The 23,014-nt window shown below is 70.0% G+C and carries 21 protein-coding genes, 1 tRNA gene and 4 pseudogenes; 14 read left to right on the top strand and 12 right to left on the bottom strand.

The window, feature by feature from the left end; genetic code table 11:
* Positions 1–66: 66 nt before the first annotated feature.
* Both QSK31_RS36250 and QSK31_RS36245 read right to left on the bottom strand, forming a co-directional pair.
* The gene (locus QSK31_RS36250; RefSeq protein ID WP_285689201.1) at positions 67–528 is read right to left on the bottom strand and encodes a response regulator; all 462 of its coding nucleotides are present in this window, start codon (positions 526–528) and stop codon (positions 67–69) included.
* A gap of 58 nt (positions 529–586) precedes the next feature.
* Positions 587–991, bottom strand: a complete 405-nt coding sequence (locus QSK31_RS36245) for an ATP-binding protein (RefSeq protein ID WP_285689200.1) — start codon at positions 989–991, stop codon at positions 587–589.
* A gap of 269 nt (positions 992–1,260) precedes the next feature.
* Between QSK31_RS36245 and QSK31_RS36240 the strand changes: the two genes are divergently transcribed.
* A complete protein-coding gene (locus QSK31_RS36240) occupies positions 1,261–3,312 on the top strand; it encodes a hypothetical protein (RefSeq protein WP_285689199.1) in 2,052 nt (683 codons plus the stop codon).
* Between the two features lie 27 nt (positions 3,313–3,339).
* Complete coding sequence (locus QSK31_RS36235) at positions 3,340–4,128, top strand: maleylpyruvate isomerase family mycothiol-dependent enzyme (protein ID WP_285689198.1); 789 nt, start codon at positions 3,340–3,342, stop codon at positions 4,126–4,128.
* Between the two features lie 489 nt (positions 4,129–4,617).
* On the opposite strand, the gene QSK31_RS36230 is transcribed toward QSK31_RS36235, so the two are convergent.
* Positions 4,618–5,247 carry a CGNR zinc finger domain-containing protein gene (locus tag QSK31_RS36230; protein ID WP_285689197.1) on the bottom strand — a complete coding sequence of 210 codons (630 nt, stop codon included), beginning with the start codon at positions 5,245–5,247 and terminating at the stop codon, positions 4,618–4,620.
* A 178-nt stretch (positions 5,248–5,425) separates the two neighbouring features.
* Here QSK31_RS36230 and QSK31_RS36225 point away from each other — a divergent pair, with 178 nt between their 5' ends.
* Positions 5,426–6,250, top strand: coding sequence for a L,D-transpeptidase family protein (locus tag QSK31_RS36225; RefSeq protein WP_285689196.1), 825 nt, complete (start codon positions 5,426–5,428; stop codon positions 6,248–6,250).
* Positions 6,251–6,310: 60 nt separating this feature from the next.
* Here QSK31_RS36225 and sthA read toward each other — a convergent pair whose 3' ends face one another.
* The 3 genes and pseudogenes from sthA to QSK31_RS36210 all read right to left on the bottom strand — a co-directional run bounded on the left by sthA (position 6,311) and on the right by QSK31_RS36210 (position 9,291).
* A complete protein-coding gene (gene sthA / locus QSK31_RS36220; protein ID WP_285689195.1) occupies positions 6,311–7,714 on the bottom strand; it encodes a Si-specific NAD(P)(+) transhydrogenase in 1,404 nt (467 codons plus the stop codon).
* Between the two features lie 46 nt (positions 7,715–7,760).
* Positions 7,761–8,724, bottom strand: a pseudogene (locus tag QSK31_RS36215) (AraC family transcriptional regulator).
* 9 nt (positions 8,725–8,733) lie between these two features.
* Positions 8,734–9,291: a sigma-70 family RNA polymerase sigma factor gene (locus QSK31_RS36210; protein WP_285689194.1), complete on the bottom strand. Its 558-nt coding sequence runs from the start codon at positions 9,289–9,291 to the stop codon at positions 8,734–8,736.
* 143 nt (positions 9,292–9,434) lie between these two features.
* On the opposite strand from QSK31_RS36210, the gene QSK31_RS36205 reads away from it, so the two are divergent.
* The 3 genes from QSK31_RS36205 (at position 9,435) to QSK31_RS36195 (ending at position 11,677) form a co-directional block, all read left to right on the top strand.
* Positions 9,435–10,568: a hypothetical protein gene (locus tag QSK31_RS36205; RefSeq protein WP_285689193.1), complete on the top strand. Its 1,134-nt coding sequence runs from the start codon at positions 9,435–9,437 to the stop codon at positions 10,566–10,568.
* A 31-nt stretch (positions 10,569–10,599) separates the two neighbouring features.
* Positions 10,600–11,592 (top strand): beta-ketoacyl-[acyl-carrier-protein] synthase family protein, encoded by a 993-nt coding sequence (locus QSK31_RS36200; RefSeq protein WP_285689192.1) that lies wholly within the window; start codon positions 10,600–10,602, stop codon positions 11,590–11,592.
* Positions 11,593–11,605: 13 nt separating this feature from the next.
* Positions 11,606–11,677, top strand: a tRNA-Lys gene (locus tag QSK31_RS36195).
* A 192-nt stretch (positions 11,678–11,869) separates the two neighbouring features.
* On the opposite strand, the pseudogene QSK31_RS36190 reads toward QSK31_RS36195, so the two are convergent.
* Positions 11,870–12,076, bottom strand: a pseudogene (locus QSK31_RS36190) (helix-turn-helix domain-containing protein); the annotation flags it as partial.
* 53 nt (positions 12,077–12,129) lie between these two features.
* Between QSK31_RS36190 and QSK31_RS36185 the strand changes: the two are divergent.
* On the top strand, positions 12,130–12,585 hold the full coding sequence (locus QSK31_RS36185; protein WP_285689191.1) for a hypothetical protein: 456 nt from the start codon (positions 12,130–12,132) through the stop codon (positions 12,583–12,585).
* 247 nt (positions 12,586–12,832) lie between these two features.
* Here QSK31_RS36185 and QSK31_RS36180 read toward each other — a convergent pair whose 3' ends face one another.
* Both QSK31_RS36180 and QSK31_RS36175 read right to left on the bottom strand, forming a co-directional pair.
* Positions 12,833–13,039, bottom strand: a complete 207-nt coding sequence (locus QSK31_RS36180; RefSeq protein WP_285689190.1) for a hypothetical protein — start codon at positions 13,037–13,039, stop codon at positions 12,833–12,835.
* A 47-nt stretch (positions 13,040–13,086) separates the two neighbouring features.
* Positions 13,087–14,076: a Clp protease N-terminal domain-containing protein gene (locus tag QSK31_RS36175; protein ID WP_285689189.1), complete on the bottom strand. Its 990-nt coding sequence runs from the start codon at positions 14,074–14,076 to the stop codon at positions 13,087–13,089.
* Between the two features lie 638 nt (positions 14,077–14,714).
* On the opposite strand from QSK31_RS36175, the gene QSK31_RS36170 reads away from it, so the two are divergent.
* From QSK31_RS36170 to QSK31_RS36160, 3 genes are all read left to right on the top strand, one after another.
* On the top strand, positions 14,715–15,095 hold the full coding sequence (locus tag QSK31_RS36170; protein ID WP_502873065.1) for a nitronate monooxygenase: 381 nt from the start codon (positions 14,715–14,717) through the stop codon (positions 15,093–15,095).
* A gap of 174 nt (positions 15,096–15,269) precedes the next feature.
* The gene (locus tag QSK31_RS36165) at positions 15,270–16,244 is read left to right on the top strand and encodes an ArsR/SmtB family transcription factor (protein ID WP_285689188.1); all 975 of its coding nucleotides are present in this window, start codon (positions 15,270–15,272) and stop codon (positions 16,242–16,244) included.
* Positions 16,245–16,344: 100 nt separating this feature from the next.
* Complete coding sequence (locus tag QSK31_RS36160; RefSeq protein WP_285689187.1) at positions 16,345–16,878, top strand: peptidase inhibitor family I36 protein; 534 nt, start codon at positions 16,345–16,347, stop codon at positions 16,876–16,878.
* A gap of 222 nt (positions 16,879–17,100) precedes the next feature.
* On the opposite strand, the pseudogene QSK31_RS36155 reads toward QSK31_RS36160, so the two are convergent.
* Positions 17,101–17,525: pseudogene (locus QSK31_RS36155) on the bottom strand (transposase); the annotation flags it as partial.
* Between the two features lie 462 nt (positions 17,526–17,987).
* On the opposite strand from QSK31_RS36155, the pseudogene QSK31_RS36150 reads away from it, so the two are divergent.
* A pseudogene (locus QSK31_RS36150) lies at positions 17,988–18,166 on the top strand (IS5/IS1182 family transposase); the annotation flags it as partial.
* Between the two features lie 486 nt (positions 18,167–18,652).
* On the opposite strand, the gene QSK31_RS36145 reads toward QSK31_RS36150, so the two are convergent.
* The gene (locus tag QSK31_RS36145; protein WP_285689186.1) at positions 18,653–19,126 is read right to left on the bottom strand and encodes a redoxin domain-containing protein; all 474 of its coding nucleotides are present in this window, start codon (positions 19,124–19,126) and stop codon (positions 18,653–18,655) included.
* Between the two features lie 42 nt (positions 19,127–19,168).
* Between QSK31_RS36145 and QSK31_RS36140 the strand changes: the two genes are divergently transcribed.
* From QSK31_RS36140 to QSK31_RS36130, 3 genes are read left to right on the top strand one after another with little or no spacing between them, the layout of a single operon-like run.
* Entirely contained in the window at positions 19,169–19,786 is a 618-nt protein-coding gene (locus QSK31_RS36140; protein WP_285689185.1) for a sigma-70 family RNA polymerase sigma factor, read from the top strand.
* Positions 19,783–20,004: a hypothetical protein gene (locus QSK31_RS36135; protein WP_285689184.1), complete on the top strand. Its 222-nt coding sequence runs from the start codon at positions 19,783–19,785 to the stop codon at positions 20,002–20,004. Before QSK31_RS36140 ends, QSK31_RS36135 begins: the two co-directional genes overlap by 4 nt.
* Before the next feature lie 58 nt (positions 20,005–20,062).
* Positions 20,063–21,157, top strand: coding sequence for a lactonase family protein (locus tag QSK31_RS36130; RefSeq protein WP_285689183.1), 1,095 nt, complete (start codon positions 20,063–20,065; stop codon positions 21,155–21,157).
* Positions 21,158–21,611: 454 nt separating this feature from the next.
* Here the strand turns inward: QSK31_RS36130 and QSK31_RS36125 are convergent, their stop codons facing one another.
* On the bottom strand, positions 21,612–22,301 hold the full coding sequence (locus QSK31_RS36125; protein ID WP_285689182.1) for a nucleoside/nucleotide kinase family protein: 690 nt from the start codon (positions 22,299–22,301) through the stop codon (positions 21,612–21,614).
* Between the last annotated feature and the right edge of the window lie 713 nt (positions 22,302–23,014).

The following is a 23,014-nucleotide window of genomic DNA, read 5'->3' as shown; positions in this document are numbered from 1 at the left end:
CGTGTCGTGGTCCTTCCCGCCTGTCTGTGAACTGCCCGGCCCCGGGATCGGTAAACCGACTCCCGATCAGGTCGAGGCCTCATCCGAGGTGCGGCGGGGCAGAGCGGCGGTGTGGCCGTAGAAGTTACGGATCATGACGACGACACGGTCGAAATCGTCCAGGTCGATGGGCTTGGTGACATACGCGTTCGCGTGGGCGGTGTAGCTGGAGAAGATGTCGCTGTCCGCCGCCGAGGTGGTGAGCACCACGGTCGGGATCGCCTTGAGATCGTCGTCGGCCTTGATCCGGGTGAGGACCTGCCGGCCGTCGACCCGCGGCATGTTCAGATCCAGCAGGATCAGATCCGGTCGTGGCGCGTCGTCGTACGGGCTCTCCCGGCGCAGGAACGCCATCGCCTGAGCGCCGTCGGCGACGTGGTGCAGCTTGCTGTGGACGCTGTGATCGGCGAACGCGTTCTCCATCAGGGCGACGTCGCCGAGGTCGTCGTCGACCACCAGAACCTGGAGCAGCGGCGTGTGAGTGCTCATCCTGGCCTCGTTCCTCAGCTGGAGGTCCCGCCGCCGTCATGGCTGCTCACACCCGTGATCATGCGGGGGTGAGCGTGCCACCCGCCATGGCGAGGGGCAAGCGGGCCCACACCGTCTTCCCAGTATCGAGCCGGCGTACACCCCAGTTGTCGGCCATGCCCTCGACCAGCAGCAGACCGCGTCCGCCGGCCTGCAGGCCGGCGGGGTGCCGCAGCCGTGGTGCGGCCGGATCGTCGTCGTGGACCTCGATCAGGACGACGCCGCCGGCGATGCTGAGGACGAGTTCGCCGTCGGAGCGGGTGTGCTGGCTGACGTTCTGGACGAGCTCGCTGATCACCAGGAGCGCGTCGGCGACCAGGTCGTCGGTGCATCCGGGGAGCTCGCGGGTCAGGGCGTCGCGGCTGGCATGCCGCAGGGGAGAGGCCGGCCCGCCGTTGGTGAACGGAATCCGTAGCACCTGCACGTCATCGTCCCCTTCCGCCCATGATCGGCGCATCGGACATGGTGACATCTCGTCGACGGCCGCGGGAACCCGGTTACTTCGGGTGCCCCGCCCGGGATGATCGGCGGGCGTCGGGGCGACTGAAGACGAATCGGGTGGAACTTCGGCGATTCCGTTGTGGACAACGGGGTCGCCGGGGACCACCTTTTGTGCGAACCTTCTGCGGGCGTCGGTCATCGGCGACGCATCTTCGGGGGAGAACGACAGGCATGCGTGCGTACCCAAGGCCTTTGCGGCTTTTGATCTCTCTGGCCGCGACCGCCGCGATGGTGGTCGGCACCGCCGTCCTGGGGTCCGGCACCGCGGCCGCGGCCGGCGACACCCGGCCGATCGTCGATTCCACCGCCTACCGTGAGCCGGCCCTCGAGCCCGACCTGAACTACAACGTCGGCGTGCCGGGCGCCTTCACGCTGAGAGCCCGCATCCCCGACGCCGCGTCGTTCGTCTGGCGGACCGACGACGGGCAGACCGGGACAGCCGACGCCGACGCCGGTGGCGACGCGACCGTGACGATCGCCCCGCGGCGCGGAGGCACGCAGTTCCTCACCGTCCGCACGGTCGGCCGGGACGGCACCGAGTACGACGAGTACGCCTACGAGTTCCTGGTCGACGACGGCCCGCTGGTCGTGCGCGACCCCGAGGGCATCGTCTACCTGGGCGCCACCCCCACGTTCCACCTGACCCCGCGCACGCCGGACGTCCAGGAGTACCTGGTCACGCCGTCGATCGGCGGGGAGCGGCCGGAGCGGACGGTGATCGTGCCGGCCCGCGCGGACGGTACCGCGGACATCCCGTGGTACCTCGACGACACCGGCCTGAGCGCGCTGCTCGTGCGGAGCCGTGACGCCGCCGGGGAGCTCTCCGAGACCCGGACGGCCTGGGCGAACCCGGACCCGGCGCTGCCGCGGCTGACCCGGACCGACGGCCAGGACCTGGTCACGCCGGTGACCTTCACCGCCACCACTGGCATGCCGGGCGTCGTGGCGTACGACGTGACGTTCTCCGACGACCCCGCGACCCCGCGCAGCGTCGCACCGGCCGCCGACGGGACCGCCACCTTCTCCTTCACGCCGACCCGCATCGGGAACAACTGGGTCAAGGTCACCGCCCGCAACGCCCGAGGCCTGACGACCGGCGAGACGACGGAGATCTGGACCGTCGTCGACCGCCCCGGCATCGCGTCCACGGACTTCCCCCTGTTCTCCAGCGAATCCGGTCGCAAGGTCCCGGGGACGTTCACCTTCACCGCGCGGCGGCCCGGGACGACAGCCTTCGAGTGGCGCACCGGCACGGACTGGGCGACCCTGCCCGCCGGAGCGGACGGCACCGCGACGCTGAACTGGACACCGGACCGCACCGGCAGCTTCACCATCTCCGTGCGCGGCGTCTCCGCCGACGGGACGCGATCGAGCCTCGGCACGGCCACCTTCAGCGTGGCCACCGTCAACGGCCGCCTCACGTCCGTGACGCCGGCCACGGTGACCACCGGCGAGAAGCGGACGCTGACCATCTACGGCTGGTACCTGCACCCGCGCGATGTCATCGAGGTCACCCCGGCGGGCCGGGCGCCCATCCCGGCGACGATCACGTCCGTGCACTCGACCGGCGACCACGCCGTCGTGGAGGTCGACTTCGCCGGGGTGCCGGCGGGCCGGGCCTCGGTGACGCTGAAGCCGTACGGCGGCACGGTGTGGGACACGCTCACCGACGCCATCACGGTCGCCCCGCTGCCCGCGCTGACGGTCACGAAGGCGCCGACGGTCAGCGGCTCCTCGGTGCGGGTCGGTTACACCGTCTCGGCCACGGCCGGCACCTGGTCACCAGCGGCGACGTCGGTCAAGTACCAGTGGCGGGCGAACGGCGCCGCCGTCTCCGGGGCGACCGGCTCGACGCTCAAGATCCCGGCGTCGCTGGCCGGCAAGCGGCTGTCCGTCACGGTGACCGCGTCCCGCACCGGCAACACCGCGACGTCCGCGACCTCCGCCTCGACCGTCGCCGTCGCCTTCGGTTCGCCACTGCGAGCAACCAAAGCCCCCAAGATCACGGGTACGGCCAAGGTGGGCCGCACCCTGACGGTGTCGGCCGGCACGTGGACGCCCAGCGCCATGGTCCACCGATACGAGTGGCGGCTGAACGGAAAGATCATCAAGGGTGCCACCGGCCGGTCCCTCAAGCTCGGGTCGTCGCTGAACGGCAAGCGGGTCTCCGTCACGGTGATCGCCCGGAGCAACGGCTACCTGGACGGGCGCGCCACCAGCGGCTCGGTGACAGTTCGCCGCTGACCGCCTCGGCGGAACTAGGCTCCAGTCATGACGACCCTTGCCGGCCGCACGATCGCGGCCCTGCGTACCGAGCACGACACCCTGGCGAGCACGGTCCGCACGCTGTCCGCCGAGCAGCTCGACGGCACCTCCGGCGCCACCGAGTGGACCCTCGCCGACGCCCTGTCACACCTGGGCAGCGGCTCGGAGATCACGCTCGCCGCTTTCCGGGCGGCACTGGGCGAGGGGGAGTCGCCCGGGTCGGACTTCAACCAGGGCGTCTGGGACAGGTGGAACGCGCTGAGCCCCCAGGACCAGGCCGACGGCTGGATCCTGTCCGACACCGCGCTGGTCACGGCACTCGAGGCCGTGCCGGAGGAACGCCACGAGGACCTCAAGGTCGAGCTCGGCTTCCTGCCCGCCCCGCTGCCGCTGGCGTCGTTCGTCGCCATGCGGGTGAGCGAGGCGGTCATGCACGGCTGGGACGTACGCGTCGGCGTCGACCCGGCGGCCACCCTCGCCGAGCCCGCCGCCGAGCTTCTCGCCGAGCAGCTCAGCGGCGGGGTCAGCTTCCTGGTCGGCTTCCTCGGCAAGCCCCCGGTGTTGTCCGACCCCGCCGTCGTCGAGATCAGCGGCACGCCCTATCGCATCGTGATCGACGAGGGGACCAGGCTCACCACGGAGGCGCTGCCCGCGACCGCGACCTTCGCCGGGCCGCTGGAGTCGGCGCTGCGGCTCCTCTACGGCCGGCTGACGCCGAGGCACACGCCGGCCGGCATCGAGGTGACCGGCAACGTCACGCTCGACGAGCTGCGCGTGGTCTTCCCCGGCTTCTGAGGAGGTCAGTTCTGCCCGGTCCGCAGGACATGGCCGCCGCTCACGGTGGTAGCCGGCCGCGCGAGTGGATACTCAGGCGGCAGCTCCGGCGTGGACGCCGACTCGGCCGCCCGGGTCCGCCAGGCGTCGTGGCCGGTGGTAGCACCGGGCGGTATCTGGCCTCGGCGCACCGCTCTCGGCTACCACCCGCGCGGAACGTGGTAGCTCAAGGCGGCATATCAGGCCGGATACCGCCCTGCCCCACCACTCGCGCTGGGTTCTACCACTCGCGCTGGGTTTTACCACCGCGCCAGGCCAGAGCCGCGAGCGGCGGCAGTGACGGCGAGTGGGCACCCGGGCCGCCTGGCAGCCGGGCATGACTTGCGCCCAGCGCGAGCGGCGGCAGCTGGGTGCCCCGGCCGTCTGGCAGCCCGGGCATGACTTGCGCTCAGCGCGAGCGGCGGCAGCTGGGCGCTCCGGCCGCCTGGCAACGCGGGACGACCCGGGCAGCTACAGGTTGGGGCGCTGCACGCTGGGGTGCTGCTGCTCGCCGGTGGTGCCGAGGAGGCGGCGGCGCTCGCGGAAGGCTCGCAGGTTGGCGGTGTTGCCGCAGGTGCTGACGTCGTGCCAGACGCCGCTGTTGTTGCGGGACGCGTCGAAGAACGCCGCGCGACAGTCGATGTTGTGGCACAGCTTGAGGCGCGGCCACAGGCCGGCCTGCTGGGCGAGCAGGGCCTCCGCCCACAGGGCGGAGGCCAGCCAGCGGGTGCCACGGCCGGTCGGGACGATGCGGACCCAGCCGTCGGCGTCCGGCACGAGACTGACGGGTACGTCGGCCGGCGGCAGCGCGCCCTCCGGCTGGTTGGCGCCACCGGCCAGGATCACGTTCTCGAACGTCGAGCGGAGCCGGCGCAGCGATCGCATGTCGGTGGAGGAGAGCAGCAGCACCGGCGCGGGCAGGGCGGCGACCCGCGACCAGGTGGCCAGCGTGTCGGTCAGCCAGCGCTGGGCGTCGTCCTGCTGGGCCAGCAGGTCGGGACCGTACGCCATCGTCGCCCGGGTGTTCAGCAACTCCTGAACGAGGGCGAGCCCAGCGGGCGCCTCCCGGACACCATGCCGGGCGCTGGCCTTCCATGACATAGCCGAAGCGTACTTGATTCTTTTTCCTGCTCGCATCGGCCTGACGTCTGACCTGTAGCGATATCGCCTCAACACAGTGCAACCGGTTGGCGACCTTGTGCACCGTTGCAACGTTGAGGCTCTTTTCACCGTCTATCCCTGGTACGGCGATGGCAAGCTGGAGCGCGGGGAGGTTTCCATGATCAGGAGAACCGGAAGCTGGGTGGCCGCGGTCGCGGTGACGATGACGCTCGTCGCCGGCTGTGGCTCCGATTCCGATTCCGGCACCGGCACGGCGGCGCCCGCGCCCTCGTCCGCGCCGACAACGCCACCGGCCGACGCGCCTTCCAGCGAGCCGGCCGCACTGCCCTCGTCGACGCCGCCCAGCGACACGCCTACGCAGAAGCCTACGAAGCCCGCGAAGAAGGAAAAGCTTCGCAACGGCGCCAAGGGTGACGAGGTCAAGGCGCTGCAGGCGCGCCTGACCGAGCTGGGGTACTGGAACGGTTCGGCGGACGGCGAGTTCGGCGGGACCACGACCCAGGCGGTGTACGCGCTGCAGAAGGCGGCCGGCGTCAGCCGGGACGGCGTGGTGGGCACCAAGACCAAGAGAGCCCTGGAGGCGGGCGTCCGACCGAAGGCGAAGAGCAAGGACGGCTACGTCGTCGAGATCGACAAGAAGAAGCAGTTGCTGATGCTCGTCAAGGACGGCGAGGTCCAGCAGACGTTCAACACGTCGACCGGCTCGGGCGAGCGCTACGAGACCGACAGCGGCGGCACGGCCATCGCGAGCACGCCGAAGGGCAAGTTCAAGATCAGCCGGCAGATCGACGGCTGGCGGCACGCACCGCTGGGCATGCTGTGGCGGCCGAAATACTTCAACGGCGGCATCGCTGTCCACGGAGCGAACAGCGTGCCGCCGTACGCGGCCTCGCACGGCTGCGCCCGCCTGTCGATCTCCGCGATGAACTACCTGTGGAAGAACGACAAGCTGCCGGTCAAGACCGCGGTGTGGGTCTACTGAGCCTTGTTCCACATTCGCTTCGGGGCGAGTTACCGGCGGCGAATGTGGAACATGGCTTCGTCACCCGTCGATCCGGGTGATGTTCCGGATCTTGTTGGAGGCGTCCAGGGCCGCGACCTTGTACGCCTCCGACAGGGTCGGGTAGTTGAAGACCGTGTCGACCAGGTAATCGACCGTGCCACCGCAGCCCATCACGGTCTGCCCGATGTGGACGATCTCGGTGGCGCCGGTGCCGAAGACGTGCACGCCCAGCAGTTTGCCGTCGTCGGGCGACACCAGGAGCTTGAGCATCCCGTACGAGTCGCCGACGATCTGACCGCGGGCCAGTTCCCGGTAGCGGGCGATGCCCACCTCGAACGGCGTGGCCGACTCGGTGAGCTCGGCCTCCGTCTTCCCGACGAAGCTGATCTCCGGGATCGTGTAGATGCCGATCGGCTGAAGGGCGCCCATGTCCCGGGTGGGCTCGCTGCAGGCGTGATGCGCGGCCAGCCGGCCCTGCTCCATCGAGGTCGAGGCGAGCGCCGGGAAGCCGATCACGTCGCCGACGGCGTAGATGTTGTCCACCGCCGTGCGGAACTGCGCGTCCACCTTGATCCGGCCGCGCTTGTCCGCCTCCAGGCCCGCGGCCTCCAACGCGAGGCCGTCGGTCTGGCCCTGGCGGCCGGCCGAGTACATCACCGTGTCGGCGACGATCTTCTTGCCGCTCTTCAGGATGCACAGCGCCGCGGTCTGGTGCCTTTCGACGGCGGCGACCTCCTCGCCGAAGCGGAACGCCACGGAGAGGTCGCGCAGGTGGTACTTGAGCGACTCGATGATCTCGTCGTCGCAGAAGTCGAGCATCTGCGGACGCCGCTCGACCACGGTGATCTTGGTGCCGAGGGCGGCGAACATGGAGGCGTACTCCATGCCGATCACGCCCGCGCCGACCACGACCATCGACCGCGGCACCGCCTCGAGATTGATCACGCCGTCCGAGTCCACGATCGTCCGGTCGTCGAAGTCGACACTGTCCGGCCGTGCTGGTCGCGTACCCGCGGCAATGATGATCTTGTCGGCAGCGACCTTGTGGTCGCGTCCGTCGCCGCCGTCCACCCACAGAGAGTGCGGATCCGCGAAGCGGCCCGTGCCGGTGATCATCGCGACGTGGTTGCGGGCGAGCTGGTTGCGGATCACGTCGGTCTGCCGGCTGATCACATGATCGGTGCGCGCCGCCAGGTCGGCGACGGTGATCTCCTCCTTGACGCGGTAGCTGCTGCCGTAGAGGTCGCGCTGACTGAGGCCGGTCAGGTACAACACCGCCTCGCGCAGGGTCTTGGACGGGACGGTGCCGGTGTTGATGCACACCCCGCCGATCATGTCGCGGCGGTCGATGATGCCGACCCGCCGTCCGAGCTTGGAGGCCGCGATGGCAGCCTTCTGCCCACTGGGCCCGGAGCCCAGCACCAACAGGTCGTAGTCATACACAGGCTTAGCGTCGCAAGTTGTCGGGCCTCGCGCCAGACCTTGCTGTTTAACCTCTATCCACAACTAGTCGATCTTTCTGTGGATAACTCTGTGCGCGGTGCTGCTGCGGGCTCACCGCGTGGAACCGTTTGAAGGCCGTACTGAATGCGAACGGCGTCGCGTAACCCACCCGGCGGGCCACCGACGCGACCGTCGCCTCCGGCTCGACCAGCAGGTCAGCGGCGAGCGACAGCCGCCAGCCGGTCAGGAACGCCATCGGCGGCTCGCCCACCAGGTCGGTGAACCGCCGGGCGAAAGCAGCCCGGGACAGACCGGTCTCACTGCCCAGCCGGGCGACCGTCCACGACTCGGCCGGCGCCTCCTGCATCAGCCGCAGCGCCCGCCCGATCACCGGGTCGGCGTGCGCCCGGAACCAGCCCGCGCCGTTCGGCCGGCCGGCGAACCACCAGCGCAGCACGGCGATCAGGATCAGGTCGAGCATCCGGTCCAGGACCGCGTCCTGACCCGGGGCGTCGTCGGTGACCTGCACACCGAGGTAGTCGAGCAGCGAGAGCGGCACGTGCTCGCGCGGCGCCACGATCAGATCGGGCAGGGGTGGCGAGCAGGCGCCGGCCGACCGTGGACTGCGACTCGTACGTGCCGGTCAGCATGAGCGTGGCGCCGTCCGGCGAGTTGCCCCAGGTCCGGACGCCGACGTCGCTCATTCTCGGCACGTCGGCCGCGAGCATCGTGCAGGACTGACCCGGGCCGATCAGCACCTGCGGGCTGGTCGCCGGGGCGTCGGCCACGGTGTAGTGCCGCCGCCCGCGCGCGATCGCCACATCGCCGGCCCGGACCTGCACCGGCTCGGCGTCGTCCATGCGGACGTACGCGTGACCTCGCAGAATCGTGATCACCGAGAGTGGCGACTCGTCCTCGATCCGCATCGCCCACGGCGGGTCCAGAGAGCTGCGCAGCACGAAGGCGCCGCGGGCGCTCGGGCCCGCCAGCACGTGCGAGAGCGCGTCCATGCGCTCTTTCTACCCCAGCTGGGAGTTGATCCGGCCGTCGCGCATGGCCTCGACCAGGTCCTCGCGCGCCCGGGCGACCCGGGAGCGGATCGTGCCGACCGGGCAACCGCAGACCTCGGCGGCCTCGGCGTACGAAAGACCGGAGACCTGTGTGATCACGAACGCCTCGCGGCGCTCCGGCGCCAGGCCCGCCAGCAGGTCGTGCAGGGCGTGCTGCTCGTCGAAGCGGGAATGCGTGCCGGCGCCGGCCGACTCGGCGCTGGACTGCCAGTCGGCCAGGGCGGCGACCCGCGGCCGGCGGGTGGCGCGGCGGACATCGTCGGCGGCGACCCGGCGGGCGATGGCGAAGAGCCAGGTACGCACCGACGAACGGCCGGCGAACTCGGGCAGCGCCCGGACCGCCCGCAGGAACGTCTCCTGCGCCAGATCCTCGACGTCGGCCGCGTCGGTCAGCGGCGCCAGGAAACGCTGCACGTCACGCTGGGTGGCGCGGATCAGGTCGGTCAGAGCATCCCGATCGCCACGCGCGGCGGCGAACGCCAGCACGGTCAGGTCCTGCTCGGGCATCGGCCCAGGTCCCTTCGTCGGTCGCTCGTCGCGGGTGGTACGTGTGCCGTGCTCGAAAGGTTCACCGATGACGTGCCATTCCCGCAAGGGGAGGTCCTTTGAGGATGTCGCTTCCTGTCGCCTCGATGACTGAGAATGGGCCGATGACGGATCTACGCGCTGCGATCGGCCGCTATGCGGAGCGGTTCCACACCGCCGTCGGGAACGAGCACCACGTCGCGTCGCCGCTCGGGGCCTGGCTCCTGCTGGCCCTCGCGGCGTCGGCCGCGCCCGGCGACGAACGGCTGGCCGACGCCCTCGGGATGGCGCCCGAAGAGGCCGCCCGGTCCGCCGAAATGCTGCTCAAGGAGCCGCACCCGCTGGTCGCCGCGGCCACGGCGGTGTGGCACACGCACTGGGTGCTGCCCGAGGCGATGGCCGACTGGCGCGACCGGCTGCCCGTCAACACCGAGGTGGGCGCGCTCCCCGATCAGGCCGGGCTCGATCGGTGGGCCTCCGATCACACGTACGGGATGATCGAACGTTTCCCGATCACGATCACCCCCGACGTCGCCCTGGTGCTCGGCAGCGCACTCGCCACGAAAGTCACCTGGCAGGCGCCGTTCGAACTGGGCGCGCCCGCCTCGCTCGGCCCGCGCAGCCCCTGGGCCGGCCAGGTCACCGAGATCCTGCGCAGCCCCGAGACCCACCGGGCGTTCATCGCCGAGTCCCGCAGCGCCGGGCGGGTCGCCGTGCACATCGCGGCGGCCGACGGCGGACTCGAGGTGATGTCGGTGGCGGCCGCACCCGACGTCGCGCCGGCCCGGGTGATCGCCGCCGCCCACGAGGAACTCAGCCCCCTCTCGCTCTACGACCTGCCGCTCGGCGAGACCGACCTGTGGAACCTCCGCGAAGTCCAGTCCACCAACCCCGGCAGCGAGGACCACCAGGCGTTCCTGCCCGCCTGGTCGGTCACCAGCCAGCACGACCTGAGCGCGCCCGGGCTCGGCTTCGGTGCGGTCGCGGACGTGCTCGCGCCCCTGCTGCGTGTCCCGCCGGGCGGATTCCAGGCCGCCCAGTCGGCCACCGCCCGCTACGACCGGTACGGGTTCGAGGCGGCGGCCGTGTCCGGCTTCGCGCTCATGGCCGGTGCGGCGCATCAGCAGACCGGCGTCGCACGGACGGCCGATCTGCGATTCGGACATCCGTACGCGGTGATCGCCGTGGCCTCCCCGCACGAACCCGGACCGTGGCACCGCCTGCCGGTCTTCTCCGCCTGGGTGGCGTCACCCCGTTGAACTTCCAGCTCTCCGGCGCGTTGGTGGCGGCATGCGGGTCGATGGGCTGTACGTCAACGCGGCGAAGGTGCTGCTGCCGCCCGGACGGGAGCCGGCCGGGCGGGCGGTCGGACGCGGCCTGATCACCGCCGAGCACGCGGAAACCTTCGAGATCGACGAACTGCCCGTCGCCAGCCCCGCGGAAAGCAGCGAACTCCTGGCGCTGGCCGTCGCCGGCTCCGTGCTCGGTGAGGCCGCCGTCCGCCCGGAGGACGTCGGCTTCCTGGTGCACGCCTGCGTCGGCGACACCTCGTACGAATGGAAGATGGCCCCGCGCCTCGCCCGCCTCCTCGGCGCCGACCAGGCATTCGCCCTCGGCCTCCGGCAGAACTGCAACGGCGCCGGCGCCGCCCTGCACCTGGCCGCCGCCCACCTGATGACCGAACCCCGGACCGCCAACAGCCTGATCGTGACCTCCGACGCGCTCGGCGCCGACTGGCCGCGCCGCTGGTTCCTCGGATACAGCGACGGCGCGACCGCCCTGCTGCTGTCCCGCCGGCCCAGCCCCCTCGCCCTCCAAGCGGTGACCAGCGGCGGCCGCCCCGCCAACGAGGCGCACTTCCCCGCCTGGAACCCGTTCCGCCCCGGCATGCCCGCCGGCCCCACCGACGAGTCGGCGCCCCAGGCCGGCTTCCTGCTGCGGGCGGCCGTCCGAGACGCCGCCCGCGCGGCCGTCGAGGACGCCGGCCACCCACGGTTGCGGACCGTCGTGCTCAGCCGGGTCCGCCCCGCGATCGCCAACGTCCTGGTCGCGGGCGTACGCCAGGCAGGCATCGACGCTGAGCCGCTCAACCTGGCCACCCGCTCCGGCCACCTCTTCGCCGGCGACCTCACCGCCAACCTCGCCGACCTGCTCTGCGGCCCCGCGGCCCTGACGCCCGGCGAGGCGGCCCTGATCGTCAGTTTCACCGGCGACATCGGCGTCACCTGCGCGATCGTCGAGGCCCGGGAAAGCCGAACGCGGCCGCCGGGGGCACTCCGGTAACCTGTGTTCTTGCGGGCCGCTAGCTCAATGGCAGAGCTGAGGACTTTTAATCCTTAGGTTCGGGGTTCGAATCCCCGGCGGCCCACCCTTTGACCTGCGGTTTCGCAGCTCGCGGGCGTCCACTGTGCTGCTTGGAAGCTCGCTGTCGGCATGTGGAAGCTCGCCCTGTCCGCGCTGCTCGTTGACCTTGGCGGGCCTCTGGCCTGGGCTTTTGTGCGGTGGGTGTGGTGTTAGCTGGGCTGACGGGGGCGGGTGCCTTGGCCGGCCGTTGGGGGCCTCGGCGGCGGTTCTTGGCTTTCAACTTGGCGCGGGCGCCTCTGGCGGTGGTCAGGACGAGGTTCTGCCGGGTCGCGCCGAGCAGATCCGCCAGCTCGGCCGGATAGCCCGGCGCGTCGCGCAGGGCCAGCAGCAGCCGGGCCCGGGTGGGGTCGGACAACGCGTGGCCGAAACGGGCGAGGACCTGGCCGTGAGTCACCGTCTCCATGTCGCCGATAGTGCAGCGCCGCCTGTATTCAGGAAAGGCTGTACTGATGTTGGGTGACGGGTTCAGGCGGTCAGAAGAACGATCACCTGGGCGGCGTTCAACGCGACCAAGGCGGCGATCACGGTCATGCTGCCGCGGTCTCTGCCGACAAGTGGGTTGTCGATGTATCGGTGGGTGCGGGAATGACGACGATCGGCGGAACCGCGATTGCTGGTCGTTGTGCCGCGGCGTCGTGCAGGGCTGCCACCATCCGGGCCGCTTCAGCACGGACCGAGGGTTCGGAGGCGGACCGCCGGCGCTGGTGCAGTTCGAAGGCGAGGAAAGCCGCGCCGCTGAGAACGGCGGCCAGCCGCGAGTGCGATGGTGAGCAGCTGCGTCACGGCTTCCTCCGGCTTCAGGGGCTGGTGGTGTCCTGCCAGTTCTGGGTGGCGATTTTGGGTGGCGCCGAAGGGGCTGCCCAGTGGTGGGATGTAGGTGAGGTCGATGTCGGCGACGGTGGCGCCACCTAAGTCAGCGGTATTGGGTCTAGCCGGGCCGGCCGGTCGGGATGTCGTTGACCGGCGCGAAGGACCGGACTGGCCATGACCTCGGCGCCGTTGGCTGCCGTACCGAGAGAGGACGCCCGATGACGCCGGTCTCGGTACACCCGGCCATACTGAGCGTGAGCAGCGGCGTGAACGATCCACGCCGCACCCTTTCTGCCACCCGGGATCGCCTGGATCGAGCCGGGCGACCCCCTCCATCGCGATGAACCGCTCAGGCGACGGTTCGTACCCTGCGGTGCCGTGTCGCGGCGAGGGCGACGATGCCCGCGGTCAGCAGCACCACGCCGGCACCGGCGATGAGCCACACGCGGGCTCCGGTCAGCGGAAGGGTGACCTCGTCTCCGCCACCGGCACCGGCGGCCGCCTCATCGGCCGGGGCGCTGGGCGATGCGGGCGTGAAGGGGACCGTGGACGCCATCGCCGCGAATGCCGCCAAGGCATAGGGCCACGGCGCCCCTGGCCTGTCTATGCCGTGACGGACGAGCGCAGCGCACGCACGTCGACGCCGAGGCTGTTCAGCAGGCGCACGGCGCGGGTTTCGTCGTGGGCGAGCAGCGCCCCCAACAGCTCACCGGTGTTCCGCGCCCAGGGGCCACCACGACGCAGGACATCGCTCGGGCGGACGGCATCGGTCCCCAGCTCGGCCGAGGCCGCAAGACGAGCCACGCGGTCATGGCGGAGACCAGCATCCGCCAGCGCCCGGCTGCCGGTATAGGCACCGATGGACCGGCCGGACAGGTGCGGGTACGCGATCGCGACCTCGTAGGTGGACAGTGTCGCCACCAGCAGGTCGTCGGTACCCGCCTCGCCGCCGCGGGCCTTCGCGATCTCGTCGCTCTCCAGCGAGACCCACATCACCGGCGCGGCCGCATAGTTGATCTTCACCGGGATCAGAAACGACATCACTTTGTCCTGCAGGCCGCGTCCCCGGTAGGCCTGCCGCCCGATCAGCCGGTCGCGGGTGACACGCAGATCAGGGGCGACCCGGTCGGGCCGCTGTGGTAGCTGCCCGGAGCGGAGGGCGGCACGGACCTCGGCGGGGTCCGCTCCACAGTCGCGGATCACCGCGACCGCCCGCGACCGCTCGTCATGCAGGACCGCCGAGAACAGCTGCTCGGGCGTACACGGTTCGCCGCCGGACAGCTCGGCGCACCGGATCAGCGCCGCCTTCGCACCGTGGCCGAACGGCGCAGGACGCTTCCGGTCGGCGACCGTGACCTCGTCGTCCACCTGCTCGGTCCCGTCCGGACTACCCCAGTCGTCCTTGCGGTCGTTGAGCACCGCCACCAGGACCACCGTGGTGATGTCGAACGCACCGAGCAGCTGCTTGATATCCGGCGCGGCATTCAGCAAGCCCCCTAGCAGGTGCTCGGTGCCGACCTCAGCATCAGCCGCGGCATGCGCGAGATGGATGGCGGTGACAACCTGAGAATTTCCGGTGAACTCGACTGCCATGCCCCGCAGCGTAGGAGAACGCGCCCCGGCACGGCGTCAGTCCTAGGTCGATCATGTCCATGACCAAAGTCGAGTTCCTACCGCTCGGGCGCCCGACGACCACCGCGAGCGGGGCACCACGGCCACCTGGCAACGCGGCGAGACCCAGCGCCCCGCGAAAGCGCCGACAGCAGGGGCACGCACCAGCAGATGACGCCAGACCTGGACCCGGAAAGGTCTCTCGCCGGGAGAGAGGCCGCCCCGTGCCGGTGTTGTCGGTAGGCGACCAGCAGAAAGTTCACCCACGATCCCGATCCCTTCGAGAGTGGCTGGCGTTCAGCCGACGACGCCGCCACGTACGCCGCCGAAAGAGTCCGGCTGCAACGACTCCTTACTGCCGAGGCCGGCAATGGGGCGCGCGATGTCCTCGACCTGGCGAGGCCTCGCACGGACGGTGGTACTTCGCCATGCAGTTCGTAGGCGTCGACGGGCGGCCGTCTCGGGTTCGCCGCGGCGGCCGACGATGTCCACCCGATCCGTGCCGCCCAGCCGCTCGATGACCTCATCGCGGCCCGGCCCGCGCACCAAGGTCAGACAGAAGTCGTGACCCAACGGGCTGTCGGCCTCGCCAGCCAGAGGTAGTCGTCGACAGCCTCACCGTGTGCCTGGAGGAGAAGCTGCCCATCATCTCTACCTTCTGGGCAGACCCGTCGCCGACACATGCCCGGATCCACCAGGCCGGCGCCCTGCACCTGCACACAGTCGGTGACGTCGACGAGGCACTGCACGCCGTCGCCGCCGGGGTGGACGTCGTGGTGGCCCAAGGGTGGGAGGCTGGCGGTCACGTCCGCGGCGGCACGACCACCATGGCCCTGGTACCGGCTGTCGTCGACGCGGTCGATCCGGTGCCGGTGGTGGTGGCGGGGGGAATCGCGGACGGACGTGGCGTCGCGGCCGGCGTACCGGTGGCATGGGCGACTTCGGGGATCGCCCAGAATCCGCTACGGCCGACCGACCCAAAAGCAGCCGAGCAGCCCTGAGCCTCTACGCCGTCCTACGGCACCTGGAATACCAACTCGGCACCTGGCTCGGGTTCTGCCCACAATGCCACCAACCCGTCCCTACCTAACAAAGTCCTATTAGGGTCCGGGGTTCTGTCGGGTCGTCGATAGCTGCGATCTATCGGGAGAAGTCACGATGTATCGGTGCTGCGAGTGCATTTTACGGCAGAGGATGTCGCGCGGACCGCGCTGTGCGCGGACGCGGATCCACTGTGGGAGGTGCTGCTGAGCGGCTTCCGCATGCGCGAGCGGTCCATGCCGCTCAGCTTCCGGCCCTGGCTGAACGCCGTGACCGCGGATGCCGATCGCTCCGCGGCCGTCCGGCGCGGGTCCCGCGCGCTGCGGACCCTCGCCCCGATGGGTCCGTACTTCCCGGATTTCCTCACCCCGGCGGCCGCACGCCTCGGTCTGGACCAAGGGCTGGAGGCGCTGCTGAGCACACCGCGGCGCGACCTGCGAACGCAGCTCCGGCGGCTCGACCGGTGGCGTCGGCTGCCGGACTGGGCCTGGCCGCTGGCCGAGGGAGACCCCGGTGTGCTCGACCGGCTGGCGTCCGCGCTGCGCGGCTACCACGACGCCGTCGTCGCCCCGCACCGCGACCTGGTCGGCCGGTCCGTCGCCGCCGACCACGCCCACCGGCTCGCGGCGCTCACCGAGCACGGACTGACGGGCCTGTTCGACAGCATGCGTCCGCTGCTGTGCTGGCGCCCGCCTGTCCTCGAGATCGCGTACGCCGTCGACCGTGAACTGCATCTCGACGGGCGCGGCCTGCGCCTTGTGCCGTCGTACTTCTGTCATCGCGTCCCGGTCGCCCTCGCCGACGCAAGCCTGCCGCCGACGTTGGTCTACCCGATCGGCATGCAGTTCCGGTGGCACCAGGCGCGGCGGGCCGCACCCTCCCGGTCCCTGGAGGCCCTGCTGGGGACGACCCGCTGTGCCGTGCTGGAGACGATCGCGAACGGCGCTTCGACCTCCCGGATCGCGGGCCGGCTGGACACGTCGGTCTCGTCCGTCAGCCGGCATGCGGCGGTGCTCCGGGACGCGGGCCTGATCGCGAGCCACCGCAGGGACCAGTCGGTGGTGCACTCCTTGACTCCGCTCGGTGCCGCTCTCCTCGACGGGAACTGACTGGCCAGCGGCTTTGCAATGCGGTGCAAAGGTTCTTCGGTGTCCCTACCCGGATCCGTAGCGTGACGCGCACCGATTCACCGAGGAACGGGGGAAAAGGATGAGAACGATCAGTCTCAAGGTCAAGGGCGCGGCTGTCGTGCTGGGTACGGTCGTCAGCATCGTGGCCATTCCGGGCGCCGGAGTCGCCGCGCCCGCGGGTGACGAGGCCGGGCGCCGCAGCGCGGCGGTGGCCCGCATCTCCGCGAACTACGCCGACGCGAGGCCGTCCGGTCCGGACCAAATTGTCTTCGACGGTGGCCAGGCCGGGATCAACTTCGCCTCCCGGGGGTTCGACGACTGCCTGAGCGGCCGTGTCTGCTTCTGGGACGGCCGTGGCTTCACCGGCTGGATGATCTGGTACGGGCCGGAGTCCGGGATCACCAGGCGTAACTTTACCGACAACGGGTTCAACGACCTGACGTCGTCGTGGGCGAACCGGACGGCCCGGGACGCGCGCTGGTACTACGACAGCAACCAGTCCGGCACCACCCGGTGCATGAACGCGAACCACTCGACGCAGTGGGTGGGCGACAGCGACAACGACGAGGCGACGTCGATGGCGGTGTTCACCGACAACCAGGCCTGCAGCTAGCACCGCGACGGTGAAGCCCGGTGCGCCTCGACGGGGCGCCCGGGCGCCCCCTCGTCATGACAGGCCCTAACCTCCGTCTTTCATTAAGCCGGGTGGGTTGGTTTGGCCGGTGATCCGGGCGAGGTTGTGGTGGCGGTTCTGGTGATGGGCAGCGGTTATCGCCCGGCCGCAGGCCGGGTTGCTCCGTGGTCCGTGTTTGGGGTGGATGAGCCGGTTCCGTTATCAGGTAACGGGTTTGGGGAGTTCACCGAGTCGGCGGAACGCGGTGATGAGCTGGTCGCTCCAGGGCCAGCCGGCGGCGATGCGCAGGGTGGTGGTGCGGGCAGTCCGGCTGATCTTCGCGGCGACGTGCAGTAGCCGGTAGCGCAGTTTCTTCGGCTCGGCCAGCGCGAGCGGCCCATCGAGCAGGAGATGCTGGGTCCAGGCGAGCAGGTCGATACCGGTCAGAGCCAGGTCGAACCACGCGGTGTTGATCGCGAACACGTGTGAGGGAACCGGCCGAAGCCGGTGTTCTTGCCGGTGCGGATCCGGTCCTCGACCCGGGCGTGGGTGCGGTGGCGGACCTCCAGGAACTGGATCGGAGCGCCTGCGTGGGGCGTGTCGGTGGCGAAGACCTGGTGCCGCCAGCCGTTGATGGTGTCGAACAAGCAGGATTTCGGCAGTCATCGTCCACCTCGCGGACCAGCGGATCGGCCCGGACCAGCGGCGATGCCGCCGGACTAGCCCTATTCTCGTCGGACCCGCCCACTGGGTCGGGGTCTGCGTCGGGCGATCTGTATTGAACCTGGTACACAAACTGCAGAGTGATTGCTGTGGAACGGGACGGCCTCGGCAGGCTGCAACCCGTCACAGACGCGGCCGGCATTGCCGACTGGGTGATCGACGGCGTGCAGGGCGGCCTGACCGTTGGCGCGCTGCTGCCTTCCGGCTTCGCTGTTTACGCACGCGTGCTGGGCCCTGCCCACCTCGACTGCCACGAGGTGCGCTGGGGCGACGGTTGCCCACGCCAACAACTGTCGAACCCACCAGGGAATGCAGTGGGAGGCACTCTCCGGCACTTTGGATCTCGACGGCCAGCCGGGACTCCGGGACGAGCAACCGGAACGGGGATCGCGGCAGCCGCCGACGACCTGCATGCGGCCATGGACCGGATCCGCCGGCTGGCGTATGCGATCCTTGACGGCACTCTGATCCCGATGGACGGGTCGCCGACCAGAAGCCGTACTACTCCGGGAAACACAAGCGGGGCGGCGTTGCCAGTCCAGTGTCGCCGGGGACAGCCGGCCGCTCACCAGACGCGGCCAGGCCAGGTAGAGCCGGAGCACCTCGAGGGCGGGGCGCTGCCGGTGGAGCGCGTTCGCCTCGACAAGGTGCCCGTCGACGGGCAGGGCGTGCAGGGAGCCAAGCACCCGTTCGTAGTGGCCGGTGCCGAGCAGTTTCGCGACCGGCACGGCATTCCAATGGGGTTCGCCCAGCTCGACGCCGCTGATGACGCGCAGCGATGGAAGCCGGGCTGGGCGCAACCCGCGGCGAGCGTGGTAACGACGATGACTGGCTGGTGGCTCCGCGACGCCGGCATCGTCTTCCTTCTTGGTCCTATCGCGTTCGTAGTCGGCCTCATCGAGTGGAGCACTCACCGCGCGGCGCGGCAGATTTTGAAGGCAGCTCGCCGGAGCACGGCTCCGCCAACAACGGTATGAACCGCAAAGACCTGCGCGCACCATCAGCGGCAGAACAAATGCGCCCGCCCATGGTGGCCTACCCGATCTTTCTCCTAGTGCTGTGACCTCACGTACTGGATCATTCCGATCACGTCGTCGGGTACCAGGCGGCCGATCGCGCCGCTGGAGTAGACGCTGACCAGGACCTTGCCGTTCGGGTCGAGGACGAAGCCGGTCGACTGCAGGTAGGTGGGGTCCAGGTTGACGAATGCGCCGGTCGCCGCGGCCACGGCGACCGCATCCGCCCCGTACCCGATCGGGAATTGGATGTTGTTCTTGTCAATGAAATCCTTGGTGGTTGCCTCGTCGTCGACCCAGAGGGCGACGACCTTGGCGCCGGCTTCGGCGAGTTTCGGTTGCGCCCGCTGGAAGGATCGCAGCTGGCTGGCGCAGTAGGGGCACCAGACGCCGCGGTTGACCAGCACGATGCCGAAGTCGCCGGTGAGCGCCTCGGGCAAGGCGAGTTCCCCGGCAGCGGTGGTCAGGGTGAGAGCGGGAAAGCCATCGCCTGGCTTCAGCAGTGTCATGCCTATTAGTGGCACCGGCGCGGTCGGTCTTACCATCGGCGGGTGGCCCTTGACGATGTGTCCGCGCAGTGGCTGGCGGAGCTCGGCGCGACAGGTGCCGTCGAGCAGGCCGGTCAACGCCGATTGCACGAGCTCCTGTTGAGGGCCGCGCGCGGCGAGGTGAGCCGCCGCGCCGGGCAGCTGCGGGTCAGCGGGGCCGAGCTCGACGACATCGCCCACCAAGCGGCCGCCGACGCGATGCTGGCGATCCTCGGCAAGCTCAGCTCGTTTCGTGGCGAGAGCAGGTTCACGACCTGGGCGTACAAGTTCGTGATGTTCGAGGTCTCCACGAAGATCGGCCGGCATTTCTGGCAACGGCCGGGCGTGGCGATGGACGCCGAGGACTGGGAGCGGCTGCCGGCGGCGTTCGGTTTCGGGCCGGTTGAGCAGTCGCAGCGGCGTGAACTACTCGACGCCCTGCGGCACGCCATCGACCAGGAGTTGACCGAACGGCAGCGCCGGGTCTTCGTGGCGATCGTGCTGAACGGTATCTCGCTGGACGCGTTGGTGGTCGAGTGGGAGACCAACCGCAACGCGATCTACAAGACGTTGTTCGACGCACGGGGTAAGTTGCGCGCAGCGCTCGCCGCCAAGGGTTATCTGGAGGAAGGACGCGGATGAACGAGCGGCTGGAGGCATTCCTGCGTACGGACCCGCGGGACGTCGGGTGCGGCGAGGCGATGGAGCTCCTGCATCTGTACGCGGAACTGGTCGCCGACCATCCCGGGCTCGCCGAGCGGCGCTATCCCGGGGTCGCCACGCACCTCAGGGCCTGTGGCCCGTGCGCCGTGGATCTGGCGGGGCTGCTCGAGTTATTACGAACCGCGGACACACCGTAAGGCCGTCGGTGCGGCGGACACGAACCCTGTGTCAGCAACGCCAATTCGAGGGAGCACCATGGAGTCCATCTTCATCGCCGGCACCGTCCTGGCCTCGACACTCGCCTTTGCCGGCCCGGCCGCCGCCGCTCCTGCACAGCCCGGGTTCTTCGTGCAGACCAACGCCGCCGACGGCAACGCGGTCGTGGCCTACGACTCGGCGCTCAAGCAGGCCGGACGCTACGCTACCGGCGGCAACGGTGGCGCCTTGACCGGCGCGGTCGTCGACCGGCTCGCCTCCCAGGGGTCGCTCACCCTCGACCACGCGCACGGACTGCTCTATGCGGTGAACGCGGGCAGCAACACCCTCACGGCCTTCGGCGTACGCGGAACCAGGCTCAGCAAGCTGCAGGTGATCAGCAGCGGCGGGACATTCCCGGTCAGCATCGCCGTCCACGGCGATCTCGTCTACGTCCTGAACGCCCGCAACGGCGGCTCCGTGCAGGGCTTCCAGCGGCTCGGCACCCGACTGATTCGCGTGCCGTCCTGGAACCGTGGTCTCGGCCTCGACTCGGCCGCCGCACCGGAGTTCACCCACACACCGGGGCAGGTCGCATTCAGCCCCGACGGCTCACAGTTGCTGGTCACGACCAAGGCCAACACCAACGCGGTCGACGTGTTCGCCGTGAACCACTTCGGCGGTCTGTCGAAGTCGCCGGTCGTGAACGTCGAGGACGGCGCGGTCCCGTTCGCGACGACCTTCGACCGTGTCGGCAACCTCGCCGTCGCCGAGGCCGGCCCGAATGCGGTGGCGACCTTCGATCTGCACCGCAACGGGACGATCACCGCGCTCGACACGGCGGCAACCGGGCAGGCGGCGACCTGCTGGATCGTGTACGCCAACGGCGCCTTCTACGTTTCGAACGCCGGCAGCGGCACCGTCTCGGCCTACCGTGCCGGCCCCGGCGGCACGCTCACCACGCTGGGCACCATCAGCACCCACCCGGGCACCGTGGACGCCGCCGTCAGCGCCGACGGCCATCACCTCTACGTCCAGACCGGCGCCGAGGGCATCGTCGACGCCTACCGGATCAACGCGAACGGGTCTCTGACCGCAACCGGCTCGGCCACGGTCACCGGCACCGTCGGCGGTGAAGGCATCGCCGCCAACTGACCTCGCCCCGCCCGCACGCCACCCGGGATGGGGCGTGCGGCGGGACGTTATCTCGGCGCACGTGGTGCCCGATACCGGCGAAGCCTCGAACGATCAGGTTCGGTCGACCGCAGGGTCGAGCATTCCCAGGGAGTCCTTTACACGATTCCGTCGACGCTCAACCGGCCGGGCCAGGACACCGGCGGCCACGGCAGGCAGGCGAGTCGAGAACGATGCCGGCTGGCGAGGTGTGCGATTGTTCGTTGGCGTTGTCGCTGTTCTAGCCCCCGGGTCGTGAATAGATCGAACGGAATCGGCGCAGTGACGGCCGAGCCGCTGATGGTTTAACGGTCACCCCGATTCTCGCAATAGGTGCTTACGTTGACGCACTCTCATCGGCCATGACAGCGCACTCGGGTACGAGAGACACTCACGCGGTGTGGCGATCGTCCGCGGCTAGGCGCCGCGGTCAGTACTATCGACCTTGGTTGGGAAGGTCACGCATGATGCAGGGTGCGTCGAAGTCGCGGTTGTCGATGACGATGTCGGCTCGTTCGGCCGGGCGGATCTCGGCCAGGTAAAGCTCCTCGCCGGGGATGTAGTACGTGCGGTATCGCGCAGCCGCCGCCTCTGCCGAGTCCATCCACGCCTGATCGCGGATCGTGCCGCGGCGCAGCACCTCCGCCGTTTCAATGTGGAGGTAGACGCGCAAGTCCCAGTGTCGTGACAGGGCCGGCTTCTGCAGGAACCCGCCGTCCGCCACTAGGATCGCGTCGCCCGGGGCCACCTGGACGCTCGAGTCGATGGGCGTACGACCGTTGAAGTCCATGATCTGGCTCCGGTAGCGGCGATTGCCACCTGGACCGAGCGGCGCCAGCAACTCGTCGCGGATGGCATCGACGTCGAACACCTCGAAGTAGTAGCTCTCCGGCGATCCGGGCGGATATTGCGTACGCAGGTCGACATGCCGTTTGAAGCGGTCGATCGTGACCCGGAGCACGGGCCGAGCCGTCCTCCCGCGCAGGGTGGCGGCCAGTTCGTCGGCCAGGGTCGACTTGCCAGCCGCGGAGTGGCCGTCGATCCCCGCGCGTGTCGGGTGATCCAGCCGCAGCGCGAGTATCCGGTCGGCCACTTCGCCAAGCACCTGCTTCCGGAACGCAGCCATTGAAGCGATGATGCCAGAGGCTGCGTGGGCTCCGACTCAATCGCGTCAACGGGCAGGTACGCAAACGGGTTCGCGGAGGCGGCCGGCATCGTGCTTCTGCGATGACCCGGAACCTCGCGCGCTCACATCGGCCATGTCCGGACGCAGGCCATGGCGTTGCCCTTCGGCACGGAGAGTGACCGCCGTCCGACCGATCAGTGCCCGGATGGCGGCATGTCAGTGCGCCACGGAGCGGCGGACCTCGTACGGTTGTGCTGGCTGGCGGGCGTTGCTCCCGTAACCGCCTGCCGGCTCCGTCGCACGAGGTGCGGACACGGGCACCGCCGAGATCGCCCGGCACCTGCTGTCCACCCCAAGCAACCCGCGCATCCTCGACGAGCACCATCCGCACCATCCGGGCGGGAATCACCCGCGTCCGCCGCGGCCACGGCCACGGCCACGCAGCAAGGCGGCGGCCGCTTTCCTGGCCATCGGCGACGGCGCCCACGCCTGGCTGATCGAGGCTGCGGCGACCGGCACCAGCCGAGTCCGAGCGAAGATGGCCCGCGCGGTCGAGTTCGCGACCATCCTCGACGCGCGTCGCCGTCGGCGATCAACTTATGGCCGAGTTGAGTACGCCGGGCACCAAACGGTGGCGCCGATGCTCAAGCCCCACCGGTCACCCGCCGGCGACGGCCGACCGTTGAGCTCTGTCGAGCGTTATCAGCGGTAAA

Origin of the sequence: Actinoplanes sp. NBRC 103695 (assembly GCF_030269485.1) — a bacterium.
In the GTDB taxonomy this organism is placed as follows: Bacteria; Actinomycetota; Actinomycetes; order Mycobacteriales; family Micromonosporaceae; genus Actinoplanes.
This window is presented reverse-complemented; position numbering and strand designations above follow the sequence as displayed.

Excerpts from the sequence above, each read along its gene's own strand:
- QSK31_RS36250 (WP_285689201.1), bottom strand. The coding sequence starts at position 528 with ATGAGCACTCACACGCCGCTGCTCCAGGTTCTGGTGGTCGACGACGAC.
- QSK31_RS36235 (WP_285689198.1), top strand. The coding sequence starts at position 3,340 with ATGACGACCCTTGCCGGCCGCACGATCGCGGCCCTGCGTACCGAGCAC.
- QSK31_RS36230 (WP_285689197.1), bottom strand. The coding sequence starts at position 5,247 with ATGTCATGGAAGGCCAGCGCCCGGCATGGTGTCCGGGAGGCGCCCGCT.
- QSK31_RS36225 (WP_285689196.1), top strand. The coding sequence starts at position 5,426 with ATGATCAGGAGAACCGGAAGCTGGGTGGCCGCGGTCGCGGTGACGATG.
- QSK31_RS36210 (WP_285689194.1), bottom strand. The coding sequence starts at position 9,291 with ATGCCCGAGCAGGACCTGACCGTGCTGGCGTTCGCCGCCGCGCGTGGC.
- QSK31_RS36205 (WP_285689193.1), top strand. The coding sequence starts at position 9,435 with ATGACGGATCTACGCGCTGCGATCGGCCGCTATGCGGAGCGGTTCCAC.
- QSK31_RS36200 (WP_285689192.1), top strand. The coding sequence starts at position 10,600 with ATGCGGGTCGATGGGCTGTACGTCAACGCGGCGAAGGTGCTGCTGCCG.
- QSK31_RS36180 (WP_285689190.1), bottom strand. The coding sequence starts at position 13,039 with ATGGCGTCCACGGTCCCCTTCACGCCCGCATCGCCCAGCGCCCCGGCC.
- QSK31_RS36175 (WP_285689189.1), bottom strand. The coding sequence starts at position 14,076 with ATGGCAGTCGAGTTCACCGGAAATTCTCAGGTTGTCACCGCCATCCAT.
- QSK31_RS36160 (WP_285689187.1), top strand. The coding sequence starts at position 16,345 with ATGAGAACGATCAGTCTCAAGGTCAAGGGCGCGGCTGTCGTGCTGGGT.
- QSK31_RS36145 (WP_285689186.1), bottom strand. The coding sequence starts at position 19,126 with ATGACACTGCTGAAGCCAGGCGATGGCTTTCCCGCTCTCACCCTGACC.
- QSK31_RS36135 (WP_285689184.1), top strand. The coding sequence starts at position 19,783 with ATGAACGAGCGGCTGGAGGCATTCCTGCGTACGGACCCGCGGGACGTC.
- QSK31_RS36130 (WP_285689183.1), top strand. The coding sequence starts at position 20,063 with ATGGAGTCCATCTTCATCGCCGGCACCGTCCTGGCCTCGACACTCGCC.
- QSK31_RS36125 (WP_285689182.1), bottom strand. The coding sequence starts at position 22,301 with ATGGCTGCGTTCCGGAAGCAGGTGCTTGGCGAAGTGGCCGACCGGATA.